Source organism: Acidithiobacillus sp. IBUN Pt1247-S3 (genome assembly GCF_041146875.1).
Classification (GTDB): domain Bacteria; phylum Pseudomonadota; class Gammaproteobacteria; order Acidithiobacillales; family Acidithiobacillaceae; genus Igneacidithiobacillus.
Window position 1 is genome coordinate 65,334 of the sequence record NZ_JBFRXP010000003.1, and the last position, 19,506, is coordinate 84,839.

At 56.2% G+C, this 19,506-nt stretch carries 15 protein-coding genes; 1 reads left to right on the forward strand and 14 read right to left on the reverse strand.

The features are described 5' to 3' along the window. Positions 1-4 precede the first annotated feature (4 nt). The 10 genes from fliF to AB4090_RS03280 form a co-directional block, all read right to left on the reverse strand. Positions 5-1,705, reverse strand: coding sequence for a flagellar basal-body MS-ring/collar protein FliF (fliF, locus tag AB4090_RS03235; RefSeq protein WP_369572422.1), 1,701 nt, complete (start codon positions 1,703-1,705; stop codon positions 5-7). A gap of 20 nt (positions 1,706-1,725) precedes the next feature. After that, a complete protein-coding gene (gene fliE / locus AB4090_RS03240) occupies positions 1,726-2,049 on the reverse strand; it encodes a flagellar hook-basal body complex protein FliE (RefSeq protein ID WP_369572423.1) in 324 nt (107 codons plus the stop codon). Between the two features lie 54 nt (positions 2,050-2,103). After that, positions 2,104-3,459, reverse strand: coding sequence for a sigma-54-dependent transcriptional regulator (locus AB4090_RS03245; protein WP_369572424.1), 1,356 nt, complete (start codon positions 3,457-3,459; stop codon positions 2,104-2,106). Then, on the reverse strand, positions 3,456-4,643 hold the full coding sequence (locus tag AB4090_RS03250) for a PAS domain-containing sensor histidine kinase (RefSeq protein WP_369572425.1): 1,188 nt from the start codon (positions 4,641-4,643) through the stop codon (positions 3,456-3,458). Before AB4090_RS03250 ends, AB4090_RS03245 begins: the two co-directional genes overlap by 4 nt. Positions 4,644-4,650: 7 nt before the next feature. Next, the gene (locus AB4090_RS03255; RefSeq protein ID WP_369572426.1) at positions 4,651-5,751 is read right to left on the reverse strand and encodes a sigma-54 interaction domain-containing protein; all 1,101 of its coding nucleotides are present in this window, start codon (positions 5,749-5,751) and stop codon (positions 4,651-4,653) included. Beyond that, positions 5,751-6,305, reverse strand: coding sequence for a PilZ domain-containing protein (locus tag AB4090_RS03260; protein WP_369572427.1), 555 nt, complete (start codon positions 6,303-6,305; stop codon positions 5,751-5,753). Before AB4090_RS03260 ends, AB4090_RS03255 begins: the two co-directional genes overlap by 1 nt. Before the next feature lie 33 nt (positions 6,306-6,338). Then, the gene (fliS, locus tag AB4090_RS03265) at positions 6,339-6,716 is read right to left on the reverse strand and encodes a flagellar export chaperone FliS (RefSeq protein WP_369572428.1); all 378 of its coding nucleotides are present in this window, start codon (positions 6,714-6,716) and stop codon (positions 6,339-6,341) included. 6 nt (positions 6,717-6,722) lie between these two features. After that, complete coding sequence (gene fliD / locus AB4090_RS03270; protein ID WP_369572429.1) at positions 6,723-8,657, reverse strand: flagellar filament capping protein FliD; 1,935 nt, start codon at positions 8,655-8,657, stop codon at positions 6,723-6,725. 10 nt (positions 8,658-8,667) lie between these two features. Beyond that, entirely contained in the window at positions 8,668-9,057 is a 390-nt protein-coding gene (locus AB4090_RS03275; protein WP_369572430.1) for a hypothetical protein, read from the reverse strand. Positions 9,058-9,118: 61 nt separating this feature from the next. Then, entirely contained in the window at positions 9,119-10,717 is a 1,599-nt protein-coding gene (locus AB4090_RS03280) for a flagellin (RefSeq protein ID WP_369572431.1), read from the reverse strand. A gap of 111 nt (positions 10,718-10,828) precedes the next feature. Here AB4090_RS03280 and AB4090_RS03285 point away from each other — a divergent pair, with 111 nt between their 5' ends. Further along, positions 10,829-11,041: a hypothetical protein gene (locus tag AB4090_RS03285; RefSeq protein WP_369572432.1), complete on the forward strand. Its 213-nt coding sequence runs from the start codon at positions 10,829-10,831 to the stop codon at positions 11,039-11,041. Here the strand turns inward: AB4090_RS03285 and AB4090_RS03290 are convergent. From AB4090_RS03290 to AB4090_RS03305, 4 genes are all read right to left on the reverse strand, one after another. Next, positions 11,033-15,745, reverse strand: a complete 4,713-nt coding sequence (locus AB4090_RS03290) for a glycosyltransferase (RefSeq protein WP_369572433.1) — start codon at positions 15,743-15,745, stop codon at positions 11,033-11,035. The two genes, AB4090_RS03285 and AB4090_RS03290, sit on opposite strands and share 9 nt — an antisense overlap. Before the next feature lie 74 nt (positions 15,746-15,819). Beyond that, positions 15,820-17,112 (reverse strand): flagellar hook-associated protein FlgL, encoded by a 1,293-nt coding sequence (gene flgL / locus AB4090_RS03295; protein ID WP_369572434.1) that lies wholly within the window; start codon positions 17,110-17,112, stop codon positions 15,820-15,822. A 13-nt stretch (positions 17,113-17,125) separates the two neighbouring features. Beyond that, entirely contained in the window at positions 17,126-19,144 is a 2,019-nt protein-coding gene (gene flgK, locus AB4090_RS03300) for a flagellar hook-associated protein FlgK (RefSeq protein ID WP_369572435.1), read from the reverse strand. A 1-nt stretch (position 19,145) separates the two neighbouring features. Next, positions 19,146-19,496, reverse strand: coding sequence for a hypothetical protein (locus tag AB4090_RS03305; protein ID WP_369572436.1), 351 nt, complete (start codon positions 19,494-19,496; stop codon positions 19,146-19,148). Between the last annotated feature and the right edge of the window lie 10 nt (positions 19,497-19,506).

Sequence of the window (19,506 nt, forward strand, 5' to 3'; positions counted from 1 at the left end):
CAGATCAGCTTCCGTGCTCACCGTTCAACCATTCCTTTACCACCTGGGCGGCCCGGGCTGGATCTTGCATCACTAGCTGCCGAGCCACATACAAATCTGCCTTGAGGGGATCTGCAGGGAGTTCTATATCCCCCTCCTCCGCTGCATTCGTCGCCACCCGCCCACGTCCGGCACTATATCCTTGCGTTTCCTGATCCTGGTTGGCAGAAGCCACTGACGCAATTTGCGCACGTTCCTGCCGTTCCCGCAGCAGACGCAAGATCGGTTTGATTAGCCCTAGGAAGAGCAGGAAGGCAAGCAAGAGGATCGCGAGATAGCGCAGGACACCATGGGCAAGACTGAGAAACCACGGCTGCTGCCACCACGGCAAGTTGACGCTGATCTGACTGCTGGCGAAGGGCATCTGCACCACTTTGACTGAGTCGCCGCGCTTGGCATCGTAGCCGATCGCCTCTTCTACCAATTGCTGTATCTGCTGAATTTGCGCCGCAGGAAGCGCAGAGAACTGTTTGTCGTCACCACCTGGAACCGGCTTTTCGTCGATCAGCACGGCTACCGAAACACGCTTCACACTACCGACGGGGCTGACGGTATGGGTAATGGTCTTATCGACGTCGTAATTGGTCGTCGTATCGTTACTGCTTTGCGTCGGCGCCAAGCTTTTCAGGGTCGGCGCCAGGGCAATCAGCCCCGCGGGCGAAAGGGTGGATACGGCGGGTGCGGTGAGGGGGGCAATAGCCACCCCAGGAGGCTGATTAGAAAGCGCCCCAGGCACACCATACGGCCCACCACCGCCGTTGCTACTGCTACTATGTATCTGCTGACTCAGCACCTGATTCTTGCCATAGGTCACTGAGCTGCTCTCGCTCTTGGAAAAATCGATGTCCGCAGATACCGCGACATGCACCCCACTACTCCCGATAATGGGGGAGATGATCGCCTCTATGCGCTTTTGATATTGCGCATCGATACCTTGTTGGTAGGCGAATTGCGCCGGCTGAAGACCTAGCGTCTGGTTGGCATTACTGCTAAGTAAATTGCCATGCTGATCGACTACAGTAACATTTTTGTCTTCCAGGCCTGGCACGCTGGCGGCAACCAGATGGACGATACCCGCCACCTGGGCGGCAGAAAGTTGCCGTCCTGGATACATGGTCAGCATCACCGAGGCGGTTGGTTTTTGCTCTTGGTCGAGGAACACTGACGGTTTGGGAATGGCTAGTTGTACCCGCGCATGCTCTACCTCTCCCAACGAGGAAATTGTGCGTTCGAGGGATCCTTCTAGAGCACGTTGGTAATTGACATGCTCGACGAAGTCACTGGTACCCATCGGCTCATGGTCCAGCAACTCGAAGCCGACGCCGTCACCATGCGGCAAGCCTACTGCCGCCAGCTTCATACGTGTGCTGTACACCACATCGCTAGGAACGGTAATAACCGTGCCACCATCAGTAATACGAAAGGGGACATTCAGCTTCTGCAGCTGGGCAATGACCTGTCCACCGTCGCGGTTGGAGAGTCCTGCGTAAAGCACCTGATAATTGGAAGAGCCATGCCACAATGCCGCCACAAAGAGTACGGCAACAACGGCAGCTACCGCGACGAGGACAGCGAAACGACGATTGGCTGGCAAGTCCTGCCAGCGTTGCTGCCACTGGCGCAGGTCGAGGCGCGCAGTAGGCGAGCTTAGGGCTTCATCGGCCATATGGCATTAACCCTTTGCACTCAGGCAGAGATATTCATGATGTCCTGGTAGGCAGAAACTAACTTGTTGCGTACCTGGAGCATCGTCTGAAAGGAAAGATCGGCCTTCTGTGAGGCGACCATCACCTGACTCAAGCTTACCCCAGGATCACCACTGGCAAATTGGTTTTGCAGATTGTTGGCGGACTCTTGCTGGGTGTTGACGCCATCCACCATCTGTTTGAGCGTGTTGGCAAAGTCACCCACCCCGCCGTTATTGGCGGTGTTGTTTTTCAGCCCCTGCGCCTGTTCATTCAGGGCGCGCAGTTGGCTGAGGAGGCTATCTAGCGACTCTACACTACTCATGACCATATCCTTCCTGGGAATGCTTTCCCAACATGAAGCAATATCCAGGCCAAACTATCCAAGATCGAACCCCATCTCGCGCAATCGCTGTAGCTTGTGGCGTAAGGTACGCGCACTAATTCCCAGCAAACGTGCCGCCTCAGCACGCGAACCACCCGATTTTGCGAGGGCGTCGACAATCAGCTCGCGTTCATATTGCCCCTTTTGCTCGCCCAATGCCAATTCCACGTCGGACGGCTGCGGCGGTACGTCTGCCGCCGTATTCCCCACAAGTGTACCTGGCAAGTCGAGATCCAGCGCCTGTATCTCGTCACCATCCGCCAAAATCAAGGCGCGCTGCATGGCGTTCTGTAGCTCGCGCACATTGCCCGGCCAGTCGTAGGCCAACAGGACCTGTTCTGCCCTAGGCGCCAAGGAACGTGGGTTCAGCCCCAAGCTACTGGCTGCTTCTCGTAATAGATGCTGGGCGAGGGGGAGGATGTCCTCGCGCCGCTCGCGCAGGGTGGGGATCTGTAAAGGGAAGACCTGCAGCCGGTAATAGAGATCAGAGCGGAACTGTCCACTCTTGACCGCAGCATCCAGATCGCGATTACTGGTAGCAACTACACGAATGTTTAGAGGGATCGTCCGCTGCCCCCCCACCCGTTCCAGTTCCCGCTCCTGCAGCACCCGCAGCAACTTCGCTTGCAACGGCAAGGGCATTTCGGTCACCTCATCGAGGAGCAAGGTGCCGCCCTGGGCCTGTTCAAACTTTCCGGCACTCGCCTGGGTAGCACCGGTAAAGGCGCCTTTTTCATGGCCAAAGAGGGTCGCTTCCAGCAACGTTTCGGGGATCGCGGCGCAATTGACGGCGACAAATGGACTCTTGGCGCGTGGGCTGTGCTGGTGCAGATAACGCGCCAACACCTCCTTACCCACGCCACTCTCACCGCTCAGCAAGACGGTGGCATCACTCTGGGCAACTTTGGCGGCACGCTCCAAACAGCGCCGCATGCTCGGCGCCTCAGCGATTAAATCACCGTCTTGGCCGGTACGAGGCAGGAGATGTTTCTTCAGTTTCTCTTGCAGGCTCACCATCTCGAAGGGTTTCACCAAATAGTCCACAGCCCCGCCCTGCAACGCCCGCACCGCTTCCTCAATCGTTCCCCAAGCGGTCATCATCAACACCGGTGGCGCATGGCGGCGCTCGCGCAGTGCCGCCAGCAGGCCGTAACCATCAAGTGGTTGCATCTGGACATCGCTGAGGATCAAATCGGCGGGGAAGCTGGACAATTGCGCCAAGGCCGCCTTGCCATCGCTCGCGTGGCACAGTTGATAACCAAGGTCGGACAGGGCCTCTTGCAGGACCTCGGCAAAGTCTGGGTCGTCTTCCACCAGCAAAATGCGCTGTAACACGCGGGCCTGGCTCATCTGCGCTCCGGTCGGCTAGCGAGAGGCTCGGGGAATGTAGCTAGCGGGACTTGGAGCACGAAGCTGGCACCAGGCTTGGCATCCTCCACACACAGTTCACCGCCCATGCCGGTGGCGAAATTGCGCGCAATGCTCAAGCCCAACCCTGTACCTTCGCGCCGTCCGCTCACAAAGGGCTGAAAAATGCGCTCCCGTTCAGCCTCCGGCACCCCCGGCCCACAATCCGAAACACGCAAGATCCATAGATTGCCGCTGCGCTCACCAACGGCATGCACAACAGTGGAAGCAGGGGAAAAATTCAGGGCATTTTGCAGCAGATTACCAATCACGCTGACCCATACATCTGCCGTTCCCGTCAAAATCCAGTCATCATCCCCAAGACGCAAATCCAGATCGACACTTTTTTGACGATACAGAGGAGTAAAGACCCTCTCCAACCCTGCGGAGAGATCTGCCAAGCGTACAGCGCTACCCTCTCCCGGCATGCTGCCACGCAAAAACTGTAGCATGGCGTCGATAATTCCCTGCAAATGGCGTAATCGATCCAGGGCGCGTTGTTGCTGTCGCTGAAAATGCGCGACATCTCGCTCCGGTTGCAATTGCCCAACCGCGAGCAACGCGGTTGCCAAGGGAGTGCGCAACTGATGTGCGAGCCCGGCCATGGTTTCGCCCAGGGCCGCCAAGCGCTCGCGCCGTTGGCTCGTGGCTTCACGCTCGCGCGCGGCGGTGACGTCCTGCAAGAGCAAAATTTTTCCGCCCTCCCCCGCGAGCGGCGTGACCGCAATGGCTAGGCGTCGGCGGCCGGCAGCATCTGGCAAAAGACACTCCGCCCCACCTTCCTGAATCGCTAAGCCCGGCAACTCAGGCCAAGTCCAGCCTAATTCCTGGGTATTCAGCAGACGCTCTGCGGCGGGATTCATCTGCAAGATTTGCCCCTGTGGATCCAGGAGCAGGACCGCACCGGGCAACATCTCCAGGAGCATCGCCAAGCGCTGCCCCAAGGTCTCCTTGGCCAGAAGCTCTTCGCGCAAACGCTGATTCGCTGCCGCCAGTTCGCCGTTGAGGCGGTGTACTTCTGCCTGCAGGGTGCCATAGGCATCACTCAGCTCGCGCGAGGCGGTATTGAAGAGCTCGAAGGCCTCGAGCAGGCGGGCGGCATCTTGCGGATCAGGATTGCCGGGCACCAAACCGTTACTCTCTACCCGGCTGAATGGCGTATTTGCGTAACTTTTCTACCAGGGTCGTGCGCCGTAAACCAAGGCGTTCGGCGGCCCGCGCCACCACCTGATCACAGAGCTCTAAGGCCTGTAGAATAAGCTTGCGTTCGATGTCTTCTAGATAATTCTTGAGGTCAAAAGGGCCATCTGGCAAATAATGGGAAACACCGACAGCTTCTTCATCAGGTTGCACCTCCTCATCATCCGTTGCCCACACGCCGCGCAGCGCATCACCTTCATGATCTACGCAATCTGGCCCGCGGCTCATGTGCAAGGGAAGATCATCCAACTGCACCTCTTCCCCCGTCCGCAAAATACTGAGCCGCTCCACCAAATTCTGTAGCTCGCGCACATTCCCTGGCCAGGAATGCTCACTCAGCACCTGTTTTACCTGAGTAGACAACACAAAAGGTGCAAAGCCATCTTTTTGCCGCTGCTCCAGGAAATGTTCCAGTAACAGGAAGAGATCGCTGCCACGCTGACGCAGAGGCGGCAGCTCTACGGGAAAGACATTCAGGCGATAATAGAGATCTTCCCGGAACAGTCCCTCGCGAATCCGTGCCTCCAGGTCGCGGTGCGTCGCTGCGACAATACGCACATTGGCATCGCGTGGCTTGCTCCCTCCCACCCTCTCGTATTGATGCTCTTGCAGCACGCGCAATAGTTTCACCTGCATCGGCGGGGTCATTTCTGCGACTTCATCCAAAAACAGGGTTCCGCCCTCCGCCAACTCGAAACGCCCCTTACGCGTCAGCAAGGCCCCAGTAAATGAGCCTTTTTCGTGACCAAAGAGTTCACTTTCCATCAGCTCTGGCGGGATCGCACCACAGTTGATCGCCACGAAGGGGCCAGCCGCGCGAGAGGAGTGCTGATGCAAGCACTGCGCGACCACTTCCTTGCCGCTTCCAGACTCCCCCAGGATCAATACGGTGGTGTCGGTTGCAGCAACTTTGCCAAGCAGCCGGGTAGCACTGCATAAGATCTCACTACGGCCAATTAGGCCACAGCTCTCGCGCGACAGGGCGCGACGATCTGCATAGTTGTTGGGCGCGGCATTTTCGACAACGCTTTCCATTATTCCCTTCTCGTCTGGGGGGCCGACAAGTTTTCCCGTAGCCTGGCGACTTCTCGCCGATGATGACGAAAGATTAGTCGATCAAGCATTTCTTGCACGTTGGGGCTCAGTTGAAAATGCAAACGCCAGACCGCTAATACAGGATCTGTGGTAATTTTCTCGAATCTCTCGCTAGGCAAGAGGAGCGGCAAGGCCAAACGCGGATGCAGAAAAATGGCTGCATAAACTGGAGAATCCGGCGCTTTCCAGTCTCCGCCCATGGTGATTTGTAAAGAATCGCTGTGCAATTCGCAGGGGTATTGCGTAGGCAACGGTTCTTGCGCACGGATTCCGGCGCTTAATAGGGTGAGCAGAAGATCGGTTTTGATTTGCAGATGTGCGAGCGCGGAGCGGTCATCTTCATCGGCATTACTTGCTTCTTCATCCCAAACTAACAAGGCGCGCAACAAGATACGGTTATCGCCCATGAAGTTAGCAAATTCTTCTTCTTGGCCCGACCACGGGCGAATTTCAACGGGCAGTTTGGCGGTTATGGCGACCCCTGGTCCATCCATGTTCTCTCTCCGGTTTGGAGAGAGAATAGAACCTTAGCTACGTTCGAGCAAACCCCGCCAGGCATCACGCAGGTCTTCGATTACTGGCCGGCAACTCGCCAAGGCATCGAGATCATCAAAAATATTGGCTAAGGCCAGCTTTTCGAGAACGAAGCGATACAGACCCTCGAGGTTTTTCGCGATTTCGCCGCCACGCTCGTAATTGATGCTCGCGAGTAAGTGCGCGGTCAATTGGTAGGCCTTGTCCATAGATTCTGCCTTGGCAGAAATTTGCCCTTCACGAATGGCAAGATCGGCGCGCCGAAGGTATTCCAGTATTCCTTCCAGCCCTAGCAACACCAATCGATCGGTGGAAACCCCCTGCTGACCGACCTGTCGGTAGGCCTGCACTGCACTCAGTACTGCTGCCATACTCTGCTACCCCCCTGTACTGGAAGAAGAACTGCTGGAAGTGCTGCTATAGAAGGCGTTGAGGTACTGGCTCGTCGACTGCAGCGAGGATAGTTGCGTCTGCATGGCAGCAAATTGCTGCTGCAACAATGCAGTTTGATTACTCGCCGACTGTTGCAAGGTGGCAATCTGGGCGTTCAAGCCACCAATGGTGGAGTTGATGCCATTCTGCGCTGCGCTGATAAAACCATTCTGCGAACTCAACGCCTGGGTCAGCAGGCTATTCATCTGTTGATAGAGCCCCTGACTGAGGGAAACCGTACCCAGGTTGCCGGTGCTGTCGCCCAAGACCTGGATTTGCAGCCCCAAGGCATTGCCGGGCCCCGTTACGGTCAGATTCTGCCCACTGCCGCTGGCAATCTGCCCATTGACCGTACCGGCGACATTGGTTCCAGAAGCCGCCAGCGTGCTGGTGCCAATACCTGTGCCTCCCGACGCGACATTGGAAACGACGCTAAAGCTCTGCGCCGAGCCATATCCGGCAGACTGCAATTCCAGCTTGCCGTTGTCATTACTGGCCGTAACACCCGTCATGCCACTCTGTTGCAGGGTCGCGTTGATGGTATTCACCACCGCGCTCAGGCTGCTACCCGAACTCAGGGACACGACCACCGACTGCGAGCCCGAGCCGAAGGTCAGACTCTCGCTCTGCGTCAGGCCACTACCGGGGAAAGCGGAACTGGAAATGATCTGCGCCTGGCTTGCCGCCTGAGAAATATTGATGGCATAGGTACCCGCTTGGGTAGAGCCACTGGCGCTGACATATTGCACACTGCTGTTGCTAGTTTGGCCGGTCTGGCCAAAAAGCCCCACCACGTCCTGGTAGTCGGCAGCCAGCGCCGTTTGCAAGGTACCGGTGTTGAGGTTGATGGTACCGCTGCTGCTCAAGCCCAGACCTACGGAACCAAGCGAATTATAAGAAGCGCTGGAACTGAGTCCCACTGCTGGGTCACTAACCAGGTTCAGGAGCTGGGTACGCAGGCCATTGACCGCTGCATTGCCGAGCAGCGGCCCGCCCGAGCCGGCCTGGGCATTGTAGGCGGTGAGTTGGTTGATGGTGCCCATGGTCTTATTGAAAGCGCTGACAAAACTCTGCACCGTGGTCACAAAGCCCGAGTTGCTGGCATTCACCTGCAAGGTGGTGCTGCCACTCGTCGCTTGCAATAGATTGAGAGAGACCCCGGGAATCGCCCCGGAGATGCTATTGGTGGCACTGGTGACCGGCAGACCGTTGATGCTCACCCCGGCGTTCTGCGCCGTCTGACTCAGGCTCATGCCCCCCGACGCGCCGCTGCTGTAGCTCAGGCTTGCGAGCGATCCCGTTGCACCGCTTGCTGACACTGTGAAGGACTGATTGGCTCCGGTATTAGTACCGGTAAGGGTGAGGCGATACCCGGTGCCATCGTAGATTACCCCGGCGTTGACCCCAGCATTGGCGCTATTGATCGCCTGTGCGATGCCGTCCAGGGTGTCGTTATTGTTGCTGATGGAAATATTCTGTACCGCGCCGCTACCGACCTGGATCTGCAGAGTGCCGGTACCCACCCCACTACTGGTGCTGGCAAAGTTATTGGAGTACACACTCTGCGCCTGGGCGAGAACGATATTGCTCAGGTTGTAGCTGCCCTGCTGGGCATTGGCGCTCGCCGTAGCCGAGGCCAAGGAACTGTTTGCAACCGAGGCACTACGGTTATTGGTGCTGCCAATGTTCTGCAACGATCCAAGAGCGGATTGCAGACTGGAAAGGCTGCTCTGCAAGGTGCCCCAGGCGCTCAGGGTAGTTTGCTGGGTCTGTTCCTGGTTTTGCAGCAGGGTGATCGGTGCCTGGTAGGCGGCGCTGAGATTCGTGATCAGACTTTGAACATCGATGCCACTCACCAAGCCAGAAAGAGACGTAGACATGCAATGCTCCTTACAGTTTTTGCTGCAATAGATTACCGAGTTGGGAAGACGATTCTGCTGCCTTCGTTACCTGTTCGGCGGGTACGTAGTATGAAAAAAATACCTGGTTGGTCACTTTATCCGACAATTTAATTAGTACCTGATTGGGATGATCGCCATTCGGATCCAACCCAACTTCTAAGGAATAGGATGGCTGCGACTTTGCCACTTTGCCCTGCAATTTTTGTATGGATTTTTGCATCTGCACTGTCGAGATTGTGCCAGAGGCTTGCGTCGCTTTGTCGCTGGCAGCAGCAGAGTTGCTCACCGGAGACTGGCTCGTGCCACCAACAGCGGCAGGCAAGACGCCTGTATCTTTCGCTGCACTACCAATTTGTGCACTGAGACCTGGACTATCCATAGCTATTTACCTCCTGCCAAAAACCTCCCGGGCGTCCCCGGGAGGCGAAAGCACCAATCCGTTACGGCACGAGCTTGAGGTAGCTCTGCTGCAAGGAGTTTTCCTGCGCCAGGGTGGAGATACCCGCCTGTTGCAAGATCTGGTACTTGGTCAACTGCGAGGTCGCCTGGGCGATGTTCGCGTCCTGCACCGTAGACTGCGCCGACTGCAGGTTGGTCGCCGTCGTTTGGTCGTTGCTGACCGAGGCCTGCACCCGGTTCTGAATAGCACCCAGGGCACCATTCTGCTGGTTCAGGTAGTTGATGGCCTGATCGATGATACCGATGGCCTGCTGTGCACCTGCTGCCGTGCTGACGTTGACGTTGGAGATGGCAGAGCCACTGAGGGTAGCCGCCTGCGCGCTAAAGCCAATACCACTGGCGTTACCGATGGCGTATGAAGATGCCGACTCAAACTGCACGGCGCCTTGGATCAGCATACTACCGGTTCCAGAACTCAACGCCGCACCTACGTTAACTGCTGAGCCAGTAGCATTACTCACAGTCTGCAGTTGTGCCGTCGAACCAGAGGAAAGGCCCGTGGCACCCGTACCGGTTCCCGCTTGAATCACAATATTGTGCCCCTGACTTTGGGTCAGCACCAATTCCTGCGTGCCATTTACAGTTTGCGTACTGGCAGAAACACCGGTAATCGCCGCCTGGTTATTGATCGCGGTCACCATGGAGCTCAGGTCCAAACTTCCACCAGCACCACTGCTGATGGTGGCAGCAATATTGACAGAGTTCGTTGGTGAACCACTGGAGCCGTTGCTTAACGAAAAGCTGATGCTCCCGGTAGTCTTTACCGTAAAGGCAACGCTAGTATATGCTTGAGCGGACACCCCGGTTTGTGCCGACACGCCATTCACGCTCTGGGCCAAACTATAAGCAGATTCCGTTTTGCTGGATACAGCAACAGCCGCTGAACCTACGGAACCCGAAACGCCCAAGGTGTTTGCAGCAAAATTACCCGCACCACCCGTTCCAGATGTGGCGCCGGCGCTCATGGTAAAGGCACCGCCTGCCGCAAAACCACCATCAATAAATGCACCACTGCTACTCGAGTAAGCACCACCAGCTTGGCTCGTCACCGTAGTAGAATAATTTCCCATCGCATTAGTCTGGGTGTTACCCACTGCCACATTGATGGTCTGGTTGGCATTCGCACCCACCTGGAAGGCCGCGCCGGCGAAGGTACCGTCCAGGATATTCTGACCGTTGAACTGGGTCTGGGTGGCGATGGTCTGCACCTGTGCCAGCAACTGACTCACGACGCCCTGCAAGGCTTGACGGTCGGAAGTAGTGTTGGAGGCGTTGGCCGACTGTACCGCCGTGGTACGAATCTGCTGCAACAAGCTGGTCTGGTTCTGGATGGCGCCGGTAGCGGTCTGGATCAAAGACACGCCCTGGTTACCGTTGGAAACCGCCTGATTCAGACCGTTGATCTGGGTCTGAAAGCGCTGGGCGATGGCGTAACCCGCCGGATTGTCTTGCGGGCCGTTGATGCTTTTGCCCGTAGACAACTGCTGCAAGTAGGTATTCAAGCTGCCCTGGGTACTATTCAGGGAGTTCAGGGTGTTCAACGCACCCACGTTGGTGTTGATGATTCCTGCAATAGCCATGAGAAAACTCCTTTCTTAGGGTCCAATTCGGCATCCATGCCGGTGTGGGATCCGTCCCACAGTTTCCTTAACGGCACCCTGCAGAAAAACTTGAATTTGTATATGGCCGACATGAGCCATCGATCAGCGAGAAAAGTGGCTTGCCTATCGCTGGTAGACTCCGAACAGGTCTACGCACGCCTGTTCAGTCGTGATGGCGACACTTGGCGCGAGCAAGTCCTGGACCCCGAAGACGTCGTTCAGATCGATTGTGGAGGCTTGGCCATTCATCTTTCCCTGGACGATTTCTATGAAGATACCGGCCTACTGGTCGCGTCACGGTAACCAGGCCGCCAGCCAGTCGTCCAAGCGATTTTCCAGCATCCAATGGGCACGGATCTGTTCGCGTAACTGATCACCTGCCGCGGCCAAAGCCTGCCGGTCGGCAATCGCCTCCCGAATCGCCTTGATCCAATCGCGGTAGCGGTTGTTCACCCGCGTCACCGGAAGGCCTCCCTGATAGGGGAAAACATCCGAGCAAATCACTGGATAGCCCAAAATTCCGTATTCCAGAATGCGTAAATGGCTTTTTGCGTCGTTGAAGGCATTATCCTCCAGGGGCGCGATGGCCAAATCCAGGTCGAGGCTGGCGAGCTTGACGGGATATTGCGGCAGCGGCACCCCGGTGTGAAATTCCCGCACGTAGGGCTTGAGGGCATCCGGGCATAGACCGAAGAAAACCCAGTCCACTTCTTCGGCCAAATCGCGTATGACGTCCGCCACCATCTCCAGATCGCCGGTATGCCCTACCCCACCGGCCCATCCCACGCGGGGTTTCGCCGTTCCGCGCCGCTGCGGTTGTAAAGCACCCCAAACGGCATCTTCAATACAGTTGGGCTGCACGCGAACCTCATCCGAAAAACCCTGGTACGCCTTGGCCAGTGGTTCCGTCGCCACCACCAGACGATTACAAAGGCCCGCAGCCTTTCGGAAACGCTTGGCGATATCTTTATGGATATGTGCCTTGTGCAGGCTCTTGACCGGCAGGTTGGTAATCAGGTCGTCGATCTCGAAGACGCGGAATGGCTTGCTCAAAGCCTTGTGCCGCTCCAGGGCCTCAATCTGGGGCCACTCCATCTGCCGCTGCACGACGATACTGTCGGGCGCCATGCGTTCCATCTCGGCGGCATCGAAGATGCGCATGGTCTCCCAGCCCTGCACCCGCCCGGCGCGATTCAGCGCGCGCATGGGGCTGATGATGCGATACTCACCACAGCCTTCGCGGTCGGCAGGATGCACCAGAATCCGTGGGCGAGGCCGCCAATCCGGATCCCAAGTCAGCGCTGCCTCACCCTCGATGAGGAAATCCGTGCTCGCCAAACTGAGTTGACGGTTGTACGCCGGATCAAAGGCCAGTTGCGGCAGCCATTTCCGGTAGAAAGCCATCTTTTCGCCGGCAAAGCGCTTTTCTTTTTCGGGACTGGGCTTGTTTTCGACTTCAGCGCGCTGGCTGGCAGAGCCCTCGTGCAAAAGCATCGCCCAGGGGGTATAGACAATTTTCCGTCCGCTTTCGCGCACCCTCAGGCAAAGATCAATGTCGTTGTAGGACACCTGAAACTGTTTTTCGTCGAGGGCGCCGACCTCTTCATACAACGATTTGCGAATCAACAGACAGGCTCCGGTCACCGCCGAGAGATCTTGCGTCAGCATCGCACGACCGAAATACCCACGATAGTCGGCTGGCTGGCCAATAAACGCATGCTCGGCCGGACCGCGCATACCGAGAATGACGCCTGCATGCTGAATTTTGCTATCCGGAAAGAGCAGTTTGGCCCCAACAATACCCACTTCTGGGCGCAGGGCATGGCTCATCATCTCGTCCAGCCAATCCTCATGCAGCGCCGCCGTATCGTTATTGAGCAGGAGCAAATATTCTCCGCGCGCCTCTTTGACGGCGGCATTGTTCATGGCAGAAAAGTTGAAAGGGCCAGGATAGGAAATTACCCGCAGGCGATCCCCCAGGGTATCTTCCTGTTGCCGCAAAAGGTCCAGATACCTCCTCGCCTCTGGTTCATCACTGGCGTTGTCGATAATGAGGATTTCATAGTGCGGATATTTGGTTTTTTCGATGACGGATTCCACGCAGCGCTGCAGAAAACCCAGCTGATTGCGGGTAGGAATGAGGATAGAGACCACGGGCGTGCGGGTCAGCGGGTACCGCACCCTGTTGGATGGCGGGAAAGGCCCCGGCTCCACCGTCGCGGCAATATCCAGCCGCGCAAAATGGCGTTCCAACGCTGCCTTACTGGCCGCCAGAATCTCCTCAATGGATTTATTACAGTGACCGCCGCCCTGGAGGCGGTGATAGAGCACTTCGGGGATGTGCCCAATGCCCGCATCCCCCAGTAGTTCCCAGGCGCGCAGCACAAAGTCATAGTCCTCGGCGCCATCGGCTGCGGGGTCAAAGCCGTCCAGGCGTGCAAACAGGCTTTTCTTGATCACCAGCAACCCGCCCACATAGGGCAAGCTCCGCAGGTAATCGATGTTCATGTCTGGCTTGCAGTGGGGGTTGATGTGCTGCCCGTCGGCGGACAGAGAGTCTTCATCGGTATAGATGAGTTCCCATTCCGGATGCTGTTGAATGGCCTGCTGAATACGGAAGCTGGCATCGGGGGAGAGCTGGTCACCGGCGTCGAGGAGGGCGAGCCAGTCGGTGTTCAGGGCTAACAATCGTTCATTTACGGCGGGTACAAACGGTATAGCAATGGCAATGTGCCCCAGCGATTGCAACCGAAGCCATTGCTGCGCTAGGCTGTCTCTACTCTGCTCCAGCACCTGCCCTTCCCCACCCAACAGCAAAACTCCCAGATCTACCTGAGCTGCTTGGGCGTGCAACCATTCCTTGGCCCATTGTTTTTCCTCTGGCGACAGCCGTTGGGGAGCTAGCCAAGGATATCCTGCTGGAGAAATTACAGGCTGTGCTGGAGTTGGCGTTCTCGAACCGCCCTCTGACGTCAACGAGTTTCCACGGATGTTCGACTTCTGCTTAGCCAGAGCTGCCAAAGTGCCCCAGCAATCATTTTGCAGAGCACTTTGGTTCCATTGCGCTATGTGCGCCTGGGCACGCCGACCAATTGCTACACCGTCCTCGGGATGGAAAAGCAACCATTTCATCCAGGCAGCCGCCTCTTCAAGATTTGGTTCAGCCCACTGCACGCCGGGAGAAACTGCGGGGGGCTGGTAGGCAGGCGTCGAACCACAAACATCGACGAGGTTGTAGTTCACCAAACAAGCCACACGCGCATCCATATACGCCATATTTCCGGACCACGCCGTCGCAATAACCGGCTTGCCTAAGGTCATCGCTTCAAAGGGCCCTAAGCCAAAACCCTCGGCACGGTGTAATGAGACATATACATCACAGAGATCCATCAACGCCAAAACTTGTGTATATGGCAGGGAAGCATTGAGAACATGAATCCGCGGATGGGAGCGGAATAAAGGCAGCAGGGGCTCAATGATCGCTTGTACTTCTTTGGAATCCGTGCCGTTAATTTTTATCACTAACCAGGCATCGGCGTCCTCCTCATCCATCGCAGAGCAGAATGCGTGAATTACACCTGCAATATTTTTTCGAACTGGATCGCTCCAGGGCTCAAAAGCAGTAAGGAATAGGGTACCAGTTTCCGGCAAGCCAAAATCGGCACGAGTGGAAGGCTCCCAGGATGGGAGGTAAATGGGAATAGGCGCATTCACCAACATCGGCCCTGGACAGGAAAATGAAAAAGCAGCATTAATAAACGGTGAAGCTGACAACACAGCGTCCAGCGATTTTAAAGCGTGTCTCCACGCCCCCGGAATGACTGGCAATTCCCAAAATACCATCGCCGCGTTGAAACGTTCCGCAAAATGCAAAGCCATCCCCTGTTGAGAAATCAAAACCTCAATTGTTGAAGGCGGCAAGACAAATAAGTTTATGTCATAAGGAAGATTTGCAAAACCTCCGACAGACTCAACGCCATCCGGCAACCCCTCTCTTCCGCCGCGTCCCCAACCGGGATCAAGATCAAAGATGGCCATAGGAACCCCAAGATCACGGAGGGAAGCAATCAGGTGGCGAGCAAACACACCCAGGCCCAAATTGCCGGTAATGTGGCCAACAATATTAACCCCGCGCATGATGATTTCAGGATTAAACTCCGCGGGGGTTTGTGCCCGGTTCCCGAACATAGTATCGTGAAGCGTTGGCCCACTTTTCACATTATCACGCAACCTTTTCAAACCCGCGTCGAACCGCGTTGCCAGCACGTCTAAGGAAAGACCAAAATCTTGCGAGAAGATTTTATCGAAGCCTGAAACAATAGATCCAGGAGCAGCCTTTTGGCCAATAACACCATAGTCTGGACTAACCCCCATCAACACATTCAGAAGGCCGGGTTCCTTGCACCGCAAAAGATCTTGGGACTCTTGCAACCGCAGAATCTTCTGCCGGGAAAACCCGGAGTATTCCAGCAGAAAACTGACCAGCAACGGTGGCAATGGTCGTTGATGGGTCGGATCCAGATAAAAATTACAACTGCCAACAATCAAGTTTTCCGGATTTGGTGTTTCCAAAATAAGGAGTCCACCGGGGAGCAAAATACGTAAGGATTCCGAAACCAGTTCTTGCAGTTGCATGAATGATATGTGCTCTGCCACGTGGAAAGCGGAAACGACAGCAATGCTACCGTCCGGCAAAGCACCTAGATAATCCAATAAATCACCAGCTACAGCGTTCAAATGAAGAGCATCACATGCTCGCAACATACCACTATCTTGATCGACTCCCCGCGCGCTAAAACCCCATTCTGTCATTAATTGCAACCATTCACCCCGCCCACACCCAAGGTCGACCGATTGTGCATGTGGGTAAGCCGCCAACAGCGGTGCAACAAAATCATGATATTGCGCCAGACGGTTTTTTATAAGCTCTCTAGAACCACGATAGCGATCCTCAAAAGCCCGATAGAAATCACGGGTATATTCTAAACCAGAACCGCTTTTAGTCATCACCACATTCCCGCTTCAAGAATATTCATAGTAAAATATACCAGCCAGAAAACTCGAATATCATAAGCTGTTAGCTAACTAATATAATTAAACAAACTCAACCCCTGCACCTGCACAAAGGCCTTTTGTGCGGCCTGCAAGGCCGTAGAGCTTTCCTGGAACTGCGTAATCACCTGCGGGTAGCTGATGTCTGACAGGCTACTCTGCGTGGTCTGGTACTGCGTAGTCAGGCTGCTGTTGAGCGAGCTGACGGACTGTGCTTCTTGCAGGTTGGAGCCGATCTGCGCCTGCACGCTGAGGATCTGCGTTTGTGCCTGACTCAGGTTCTGCAAGACATTGCTGATGCCTTGGGCGCGCTTGGCGTTGGCTCCCGGAGAACCACTGCCATTCTGAAAGGCCTGGATCAGGTCACTAAAGGTCTGAAAAAGACTTTGCGGCTTTGACGCCGCGAGGGCGAAGCTTTGGGTCTGGCCGTCGGCGGGCAACCCCTGGGCCTGTACCGAGGCCATGGGGCTGCCGTTCGGTCCGGGAATATTGATACTCTGCCCCGGGGTATAAACGCCGGAGCCGACGACCCCGGAGCTCGTCAGGCTACCACCAGCGCTGGCGGTTCCACTGCTCACGCTGTAGGTCAAAGCACCGCTGGCATTGGCGCTGATGCTTACCTGATACTCGGTGCCCTGTGCCACAAAGGCATTATTGGCGGCGTTCTGGTTGCTTACCGAGCCCGGCCCCAGGGTTACCGTGCCCGAACCGGCGCCATAGTTGCCGCTGGCTGGTGTTACCGAAAAGGTTCCATTGCCACCGGGGATGTTCATAAAGACCTGATTTCCCGCTTGCGACACCCCCATATTCAGGGATGGCCCGATCTGCAAGGTCTGCTGGCTGCTGTCCCCTTGATAAAGCACCTCGCCATTCCCCTGTAATGCAAAGGGCTGCTGAGTGGTGGTAGAGCCGCCATAGATATATTGGCCATTGCCGTCCTGGGTATTGGCGAGCTGCACCAACTGTTGCAAATTGCCCTGCATGGCAGTGACCGCATTCTGCAGATCGCTGGAATTAACCGTGGCATTATTCATCTGCACCGCAAGCTGCTGAACCTGATTCATCAGCGTGCTAACACTTTGCAAACTACTCGTGCTCAGTTGCAGCCCCTGTTGTGCATACTGGTTACTTTGTTGATAGCTCTGCAGGTTGGCGATGCGCGCGCCCAGATTCAGGGATTGCGAATATGCCGTGGGATTGTCTGCCGGATTGCTCAGCGCGTTTCCCGTAGAAAGCTGCTGACTAAGCTGGTTGAGCGCATTCTGCTGTTGCAGCATACCGCTGAGCCCTGTCTGAAAGATCTGTTGCGTACTGACGCGCATGACTGTTCTCCCTCTACAAGGCCTGGATCAGAGACTGAAACAAGGTATTCCCCACGGAAATTGCCTTGGCCGCTGCCTGATACGCCTGCTGATACAAAATGAGATTAGCGGCTTCCTGATCCAGATTCACTCCAGAATAGGACTGCTGCGCCGATTGCGCCTGACTCAGGACGCTCGCCTGGGCTTGGGCATTGTTCTGCGCTTGGTTGGCCTGGGTGGTCACTTGGCTGAGCAGCTGCGCTGCCTGCTGATTGGCATTGGCCGTGCCACTACTGAATATCCCTTGCGTGGCCAAAGCTGCCATGGCCTGGGCGTTACCATTGCTACCCGCCCCGCCGGGGCTAAGAGTGAAGGAATCGCCCTTGCCCACCAGGGTACCCGACAGCACCATCTGATAATAGCCACCCGGCGGATCGTTGGGGTAAGCAATGTCGATAGCCGTTCCCGAGCTGCCAAGAGCCACAGAACCACTGGCAAGCGTGCTGCCATTATTGTTGCTGATAGTAAAGCTGGCCGAGCCGCTACTGGCGCCACTGGCAAACTGCAATTGCAGATTGGGTAAGGGGTAGCCCACGCCACTCACCTGCACTGCGCCAGCACTGCTACCACTCACAAATTGACCAGCAGAGAGCGTCATGGTGCCCAAATTGTTATTCACGAGGCCACCACTGGTTATGGTGCCCGGACTGCCCACATAGAGACTCGCGGCGGCAATCTGGCTGGGGTCGGTCATGATGGTTTGCATGCCCGTCGCTCCCAAACGCGTCGGCTCCACCAAAAACCGGTCTCCTTCCGCAACACTTCCCCCAGACACCTGCAGCTGAAACCCCTTGCTGGCAAAATTGAGTGTGGTGACACCACTACTGGTACTACCTGATGTCGTTGCTACCAGCGCACCGGTACTCGCGTTGTCGAGTTGCCAGGAGCCACTGGCGCCCTTAGTCAGGATATAGTCGCTCCCCGTGAGATTGCCGATATTGGTAATCGTGCCCTGGATCGTGGCACCAGAAGAGCTGTTGCCGCTATTGGCAAATATCTGCACCCCGCCCGTCTGAAAAATGGCGGAGCCAGAAGTCCCTTGCAGATTTAGTCCTTGCGCTTGCTGACCGTTAATTTGTGCCGCAATGCCATCGGCCAGCAAACCCAAACCATTCTCTGCGGGCTGCAAGGATTGATTGCGCAGTTGCAGCAGCCCACCCAGGATGCCACCGGTAAGATTTTTCGTGATATCCGCGCTCCCCTGCGCGCCAACATAGGCCACATCCAGATTTTGCTGGTTATAGGGACTCGCCTGGGTTTTCAGGGAGAAGGCCGTGGACCCCGCTACCAAGGCCTGCCCATTGGAAAGAAAGACATTGATTTGCGTACTGTTCTGCCGAACAACCTGTACCCCTACCTGAGCGTTGAGCTGCGTCAGCAACTGATCTCGCTGATCCAGGAGATCATTGGGGGTACCATTGCCCAAACCTGCGGAATTGGCGATTTGTTGGTTTAGGCCAGCAATCTGGCTACTCAGTTGGTTGATGCTACTCACACTCTGCTGCATCTGCTGGTTGATGCCCTGGCCGATGTTATTCAGCTGCTGCCCCAAAGACTGAAAGGTACTGCTCAGCGTCTGCGCATCACCCAATAAGCTTTGCCGAGATGGCGTATCGCTGGGGTTGGCGGCCACCTGCGCCACCCCCGAGAAAAACTGCTGGACTTGCGTACTGACACTGCCACTACTGAGCACCCCGAGGATTTGTTGCAGCCCTTGCGACAAGGTCGACGCACCACTGGAACCCGCACTGGCCGACCACACCTGCCCCTGCAGGAAGCTGCTGTATACTCGCTGCACGTCGGTGATTTGCGTGCCATTGCCATAAAATTGACCACCCAGAAAGCTGGGCGTGGTGGTGGATTGGATGATGTTTTCTTGACTGTAGCCAGGGGTGTTGACATTGGCAATGTTGTTGCCAGTAACCTGCAGCGCCTGCTGCGCCACCTGCAAGCCCGTAAGCGAATTATTGATCAGACCCGAAACACCAGACATCTTACGCACTCCCTAAAGAATGGCCGCGCCCAATGCGATCGGCAAAGCTCTCTGTAGAGGATTGCGTCTGCGGCTTCAGGCGCGCGCGAATCTCTGCCATGCCAACGCGCAAGGCATGTTCGAAGGCGGCGACAATTTCTTGCAAATCCAGCACTGCGGCTTGGAGGGCCGGGCTGGCCTCTCCCTGTCCCGCAGTGGCGCGCAGGGCCAGAAGATGCGTCAATAATTCTTGCTGCTGCGCTAAACTACTAGGCTCACTTGGCGTTCCGGCTTGCAAGGCTGCACGTGCCTGCGCCAGCACGGCCGTCAGGCTTTGCAGGGTCTGCAGTTCGTCGCGTTCTTTGGCTTCCATGCCCGTCTCC

What these genes read in the sequence shown, in the direction of transcription:
- AB4090_RS03305 (WP_369572436.1), bottom strand. Translation starts at nt 19,496, where the DNA reads ATGGAAGCCAAAGAACGCGACGAACTGCAGACCCTGCAAAGCCTGACG.
- fliD (WP_369572429.1), bottom strand. Translation starts at nt 8,657, where the DNA reads ATGTCTACGTCTCTTTCTGGCTTGGTGAGTGGCATCGATGTTCAAAGT.
- AB4090_RS03280 (WP_369572431.1), bottom strand. Translation starts at nt 10,717, where the DNA reads ATGGCTATTGCAGGAATCATCAACACCAACGTGGGTGCGTTGAACACC.
- flgK (WP_369572435.1), bottom strand. Translation starts at nt 19,144, where the DNA reads ATGTCTGGTGTTTCGGGTCTGATCAATAATTCGCTTACGGGCTTGCAG.
- AB4090_RS03260 (WP_369572427.1), bottom strand. Translation starts at nt 6,305, where the DNA reads ATGGATGGACCAGGGGTCGCCATAACCGCCAAACTGCCCGTTGAAATT.
- fliS (WP_369572428.1), bottom strand. Translation starts at nt 6,716, where the DNA reads ATGGCAGCAGTACTGAGTGCAGTGCAGGCCTACCGACAGGTCGGTCAG.
- AB4090_RS03290 (WP_369572433.1), bottom strand. Translation starts at nt 15,745, where the DNA reads ATGACTAAAAGCGGTTCTGGTTTAGAATATACCCGTGATTTCTATCGG.
- fliF (WP_369572422.1), bottom strand. Translation starts at nt 1,705, where the DNA reads ATGGCCGATGAAGCCCTAAGCTCGCCTACTGCGCGCCTCGACCTGCGC.
- flgL (WP_369572434.1), bottom strand. Translation starts at nt 17,112, where the DNA reads ATGCGCGTCAGTACGCAACAGATCTTTCAGACAGGGCTCAGCGGTATG.
- AB4090_RS03275 (WP_369572430.1), bottom strand. Translation starts at nt 9,057, where the DNA reads ATGGATAGTCCAGGTCTCAGTGCACAAATTGGTAGTGCAGCGAAAGAT.
- AB4090_RS03255 (WP_369572426.1), bottom strand. Translation starts at nt 5,751, where the DNA reads ATGGAAAGCGTTGTCGAAAATGCCGCGCCCAACAACTATGCAGATCGT.
- fliE (WP_369572423.1), bottom strand. Translation starts at nt 2,049, where the DNA reads ATGAGTAGTGTAGAGTCGCTAGATAGCCTCCTCAGCCAACTGCGCGCC.
- AB4090_RS03245 (WP_369572424.1), bottom strand. Translation starts at nt 3,459, where the DNA reads ATGAGCCAGGCCCGCGTGTTACAGCGCATTTTGCTGGTGGAAGACGAC.
- AB4090_RS03285 (WP_369572432.1), top strand. Translation starts at nt 10,829, where the DNA reads ATGAGCCATCGATCAGCGAGAAAAGTGGCTTGCCTATCGCTGGTAGAC.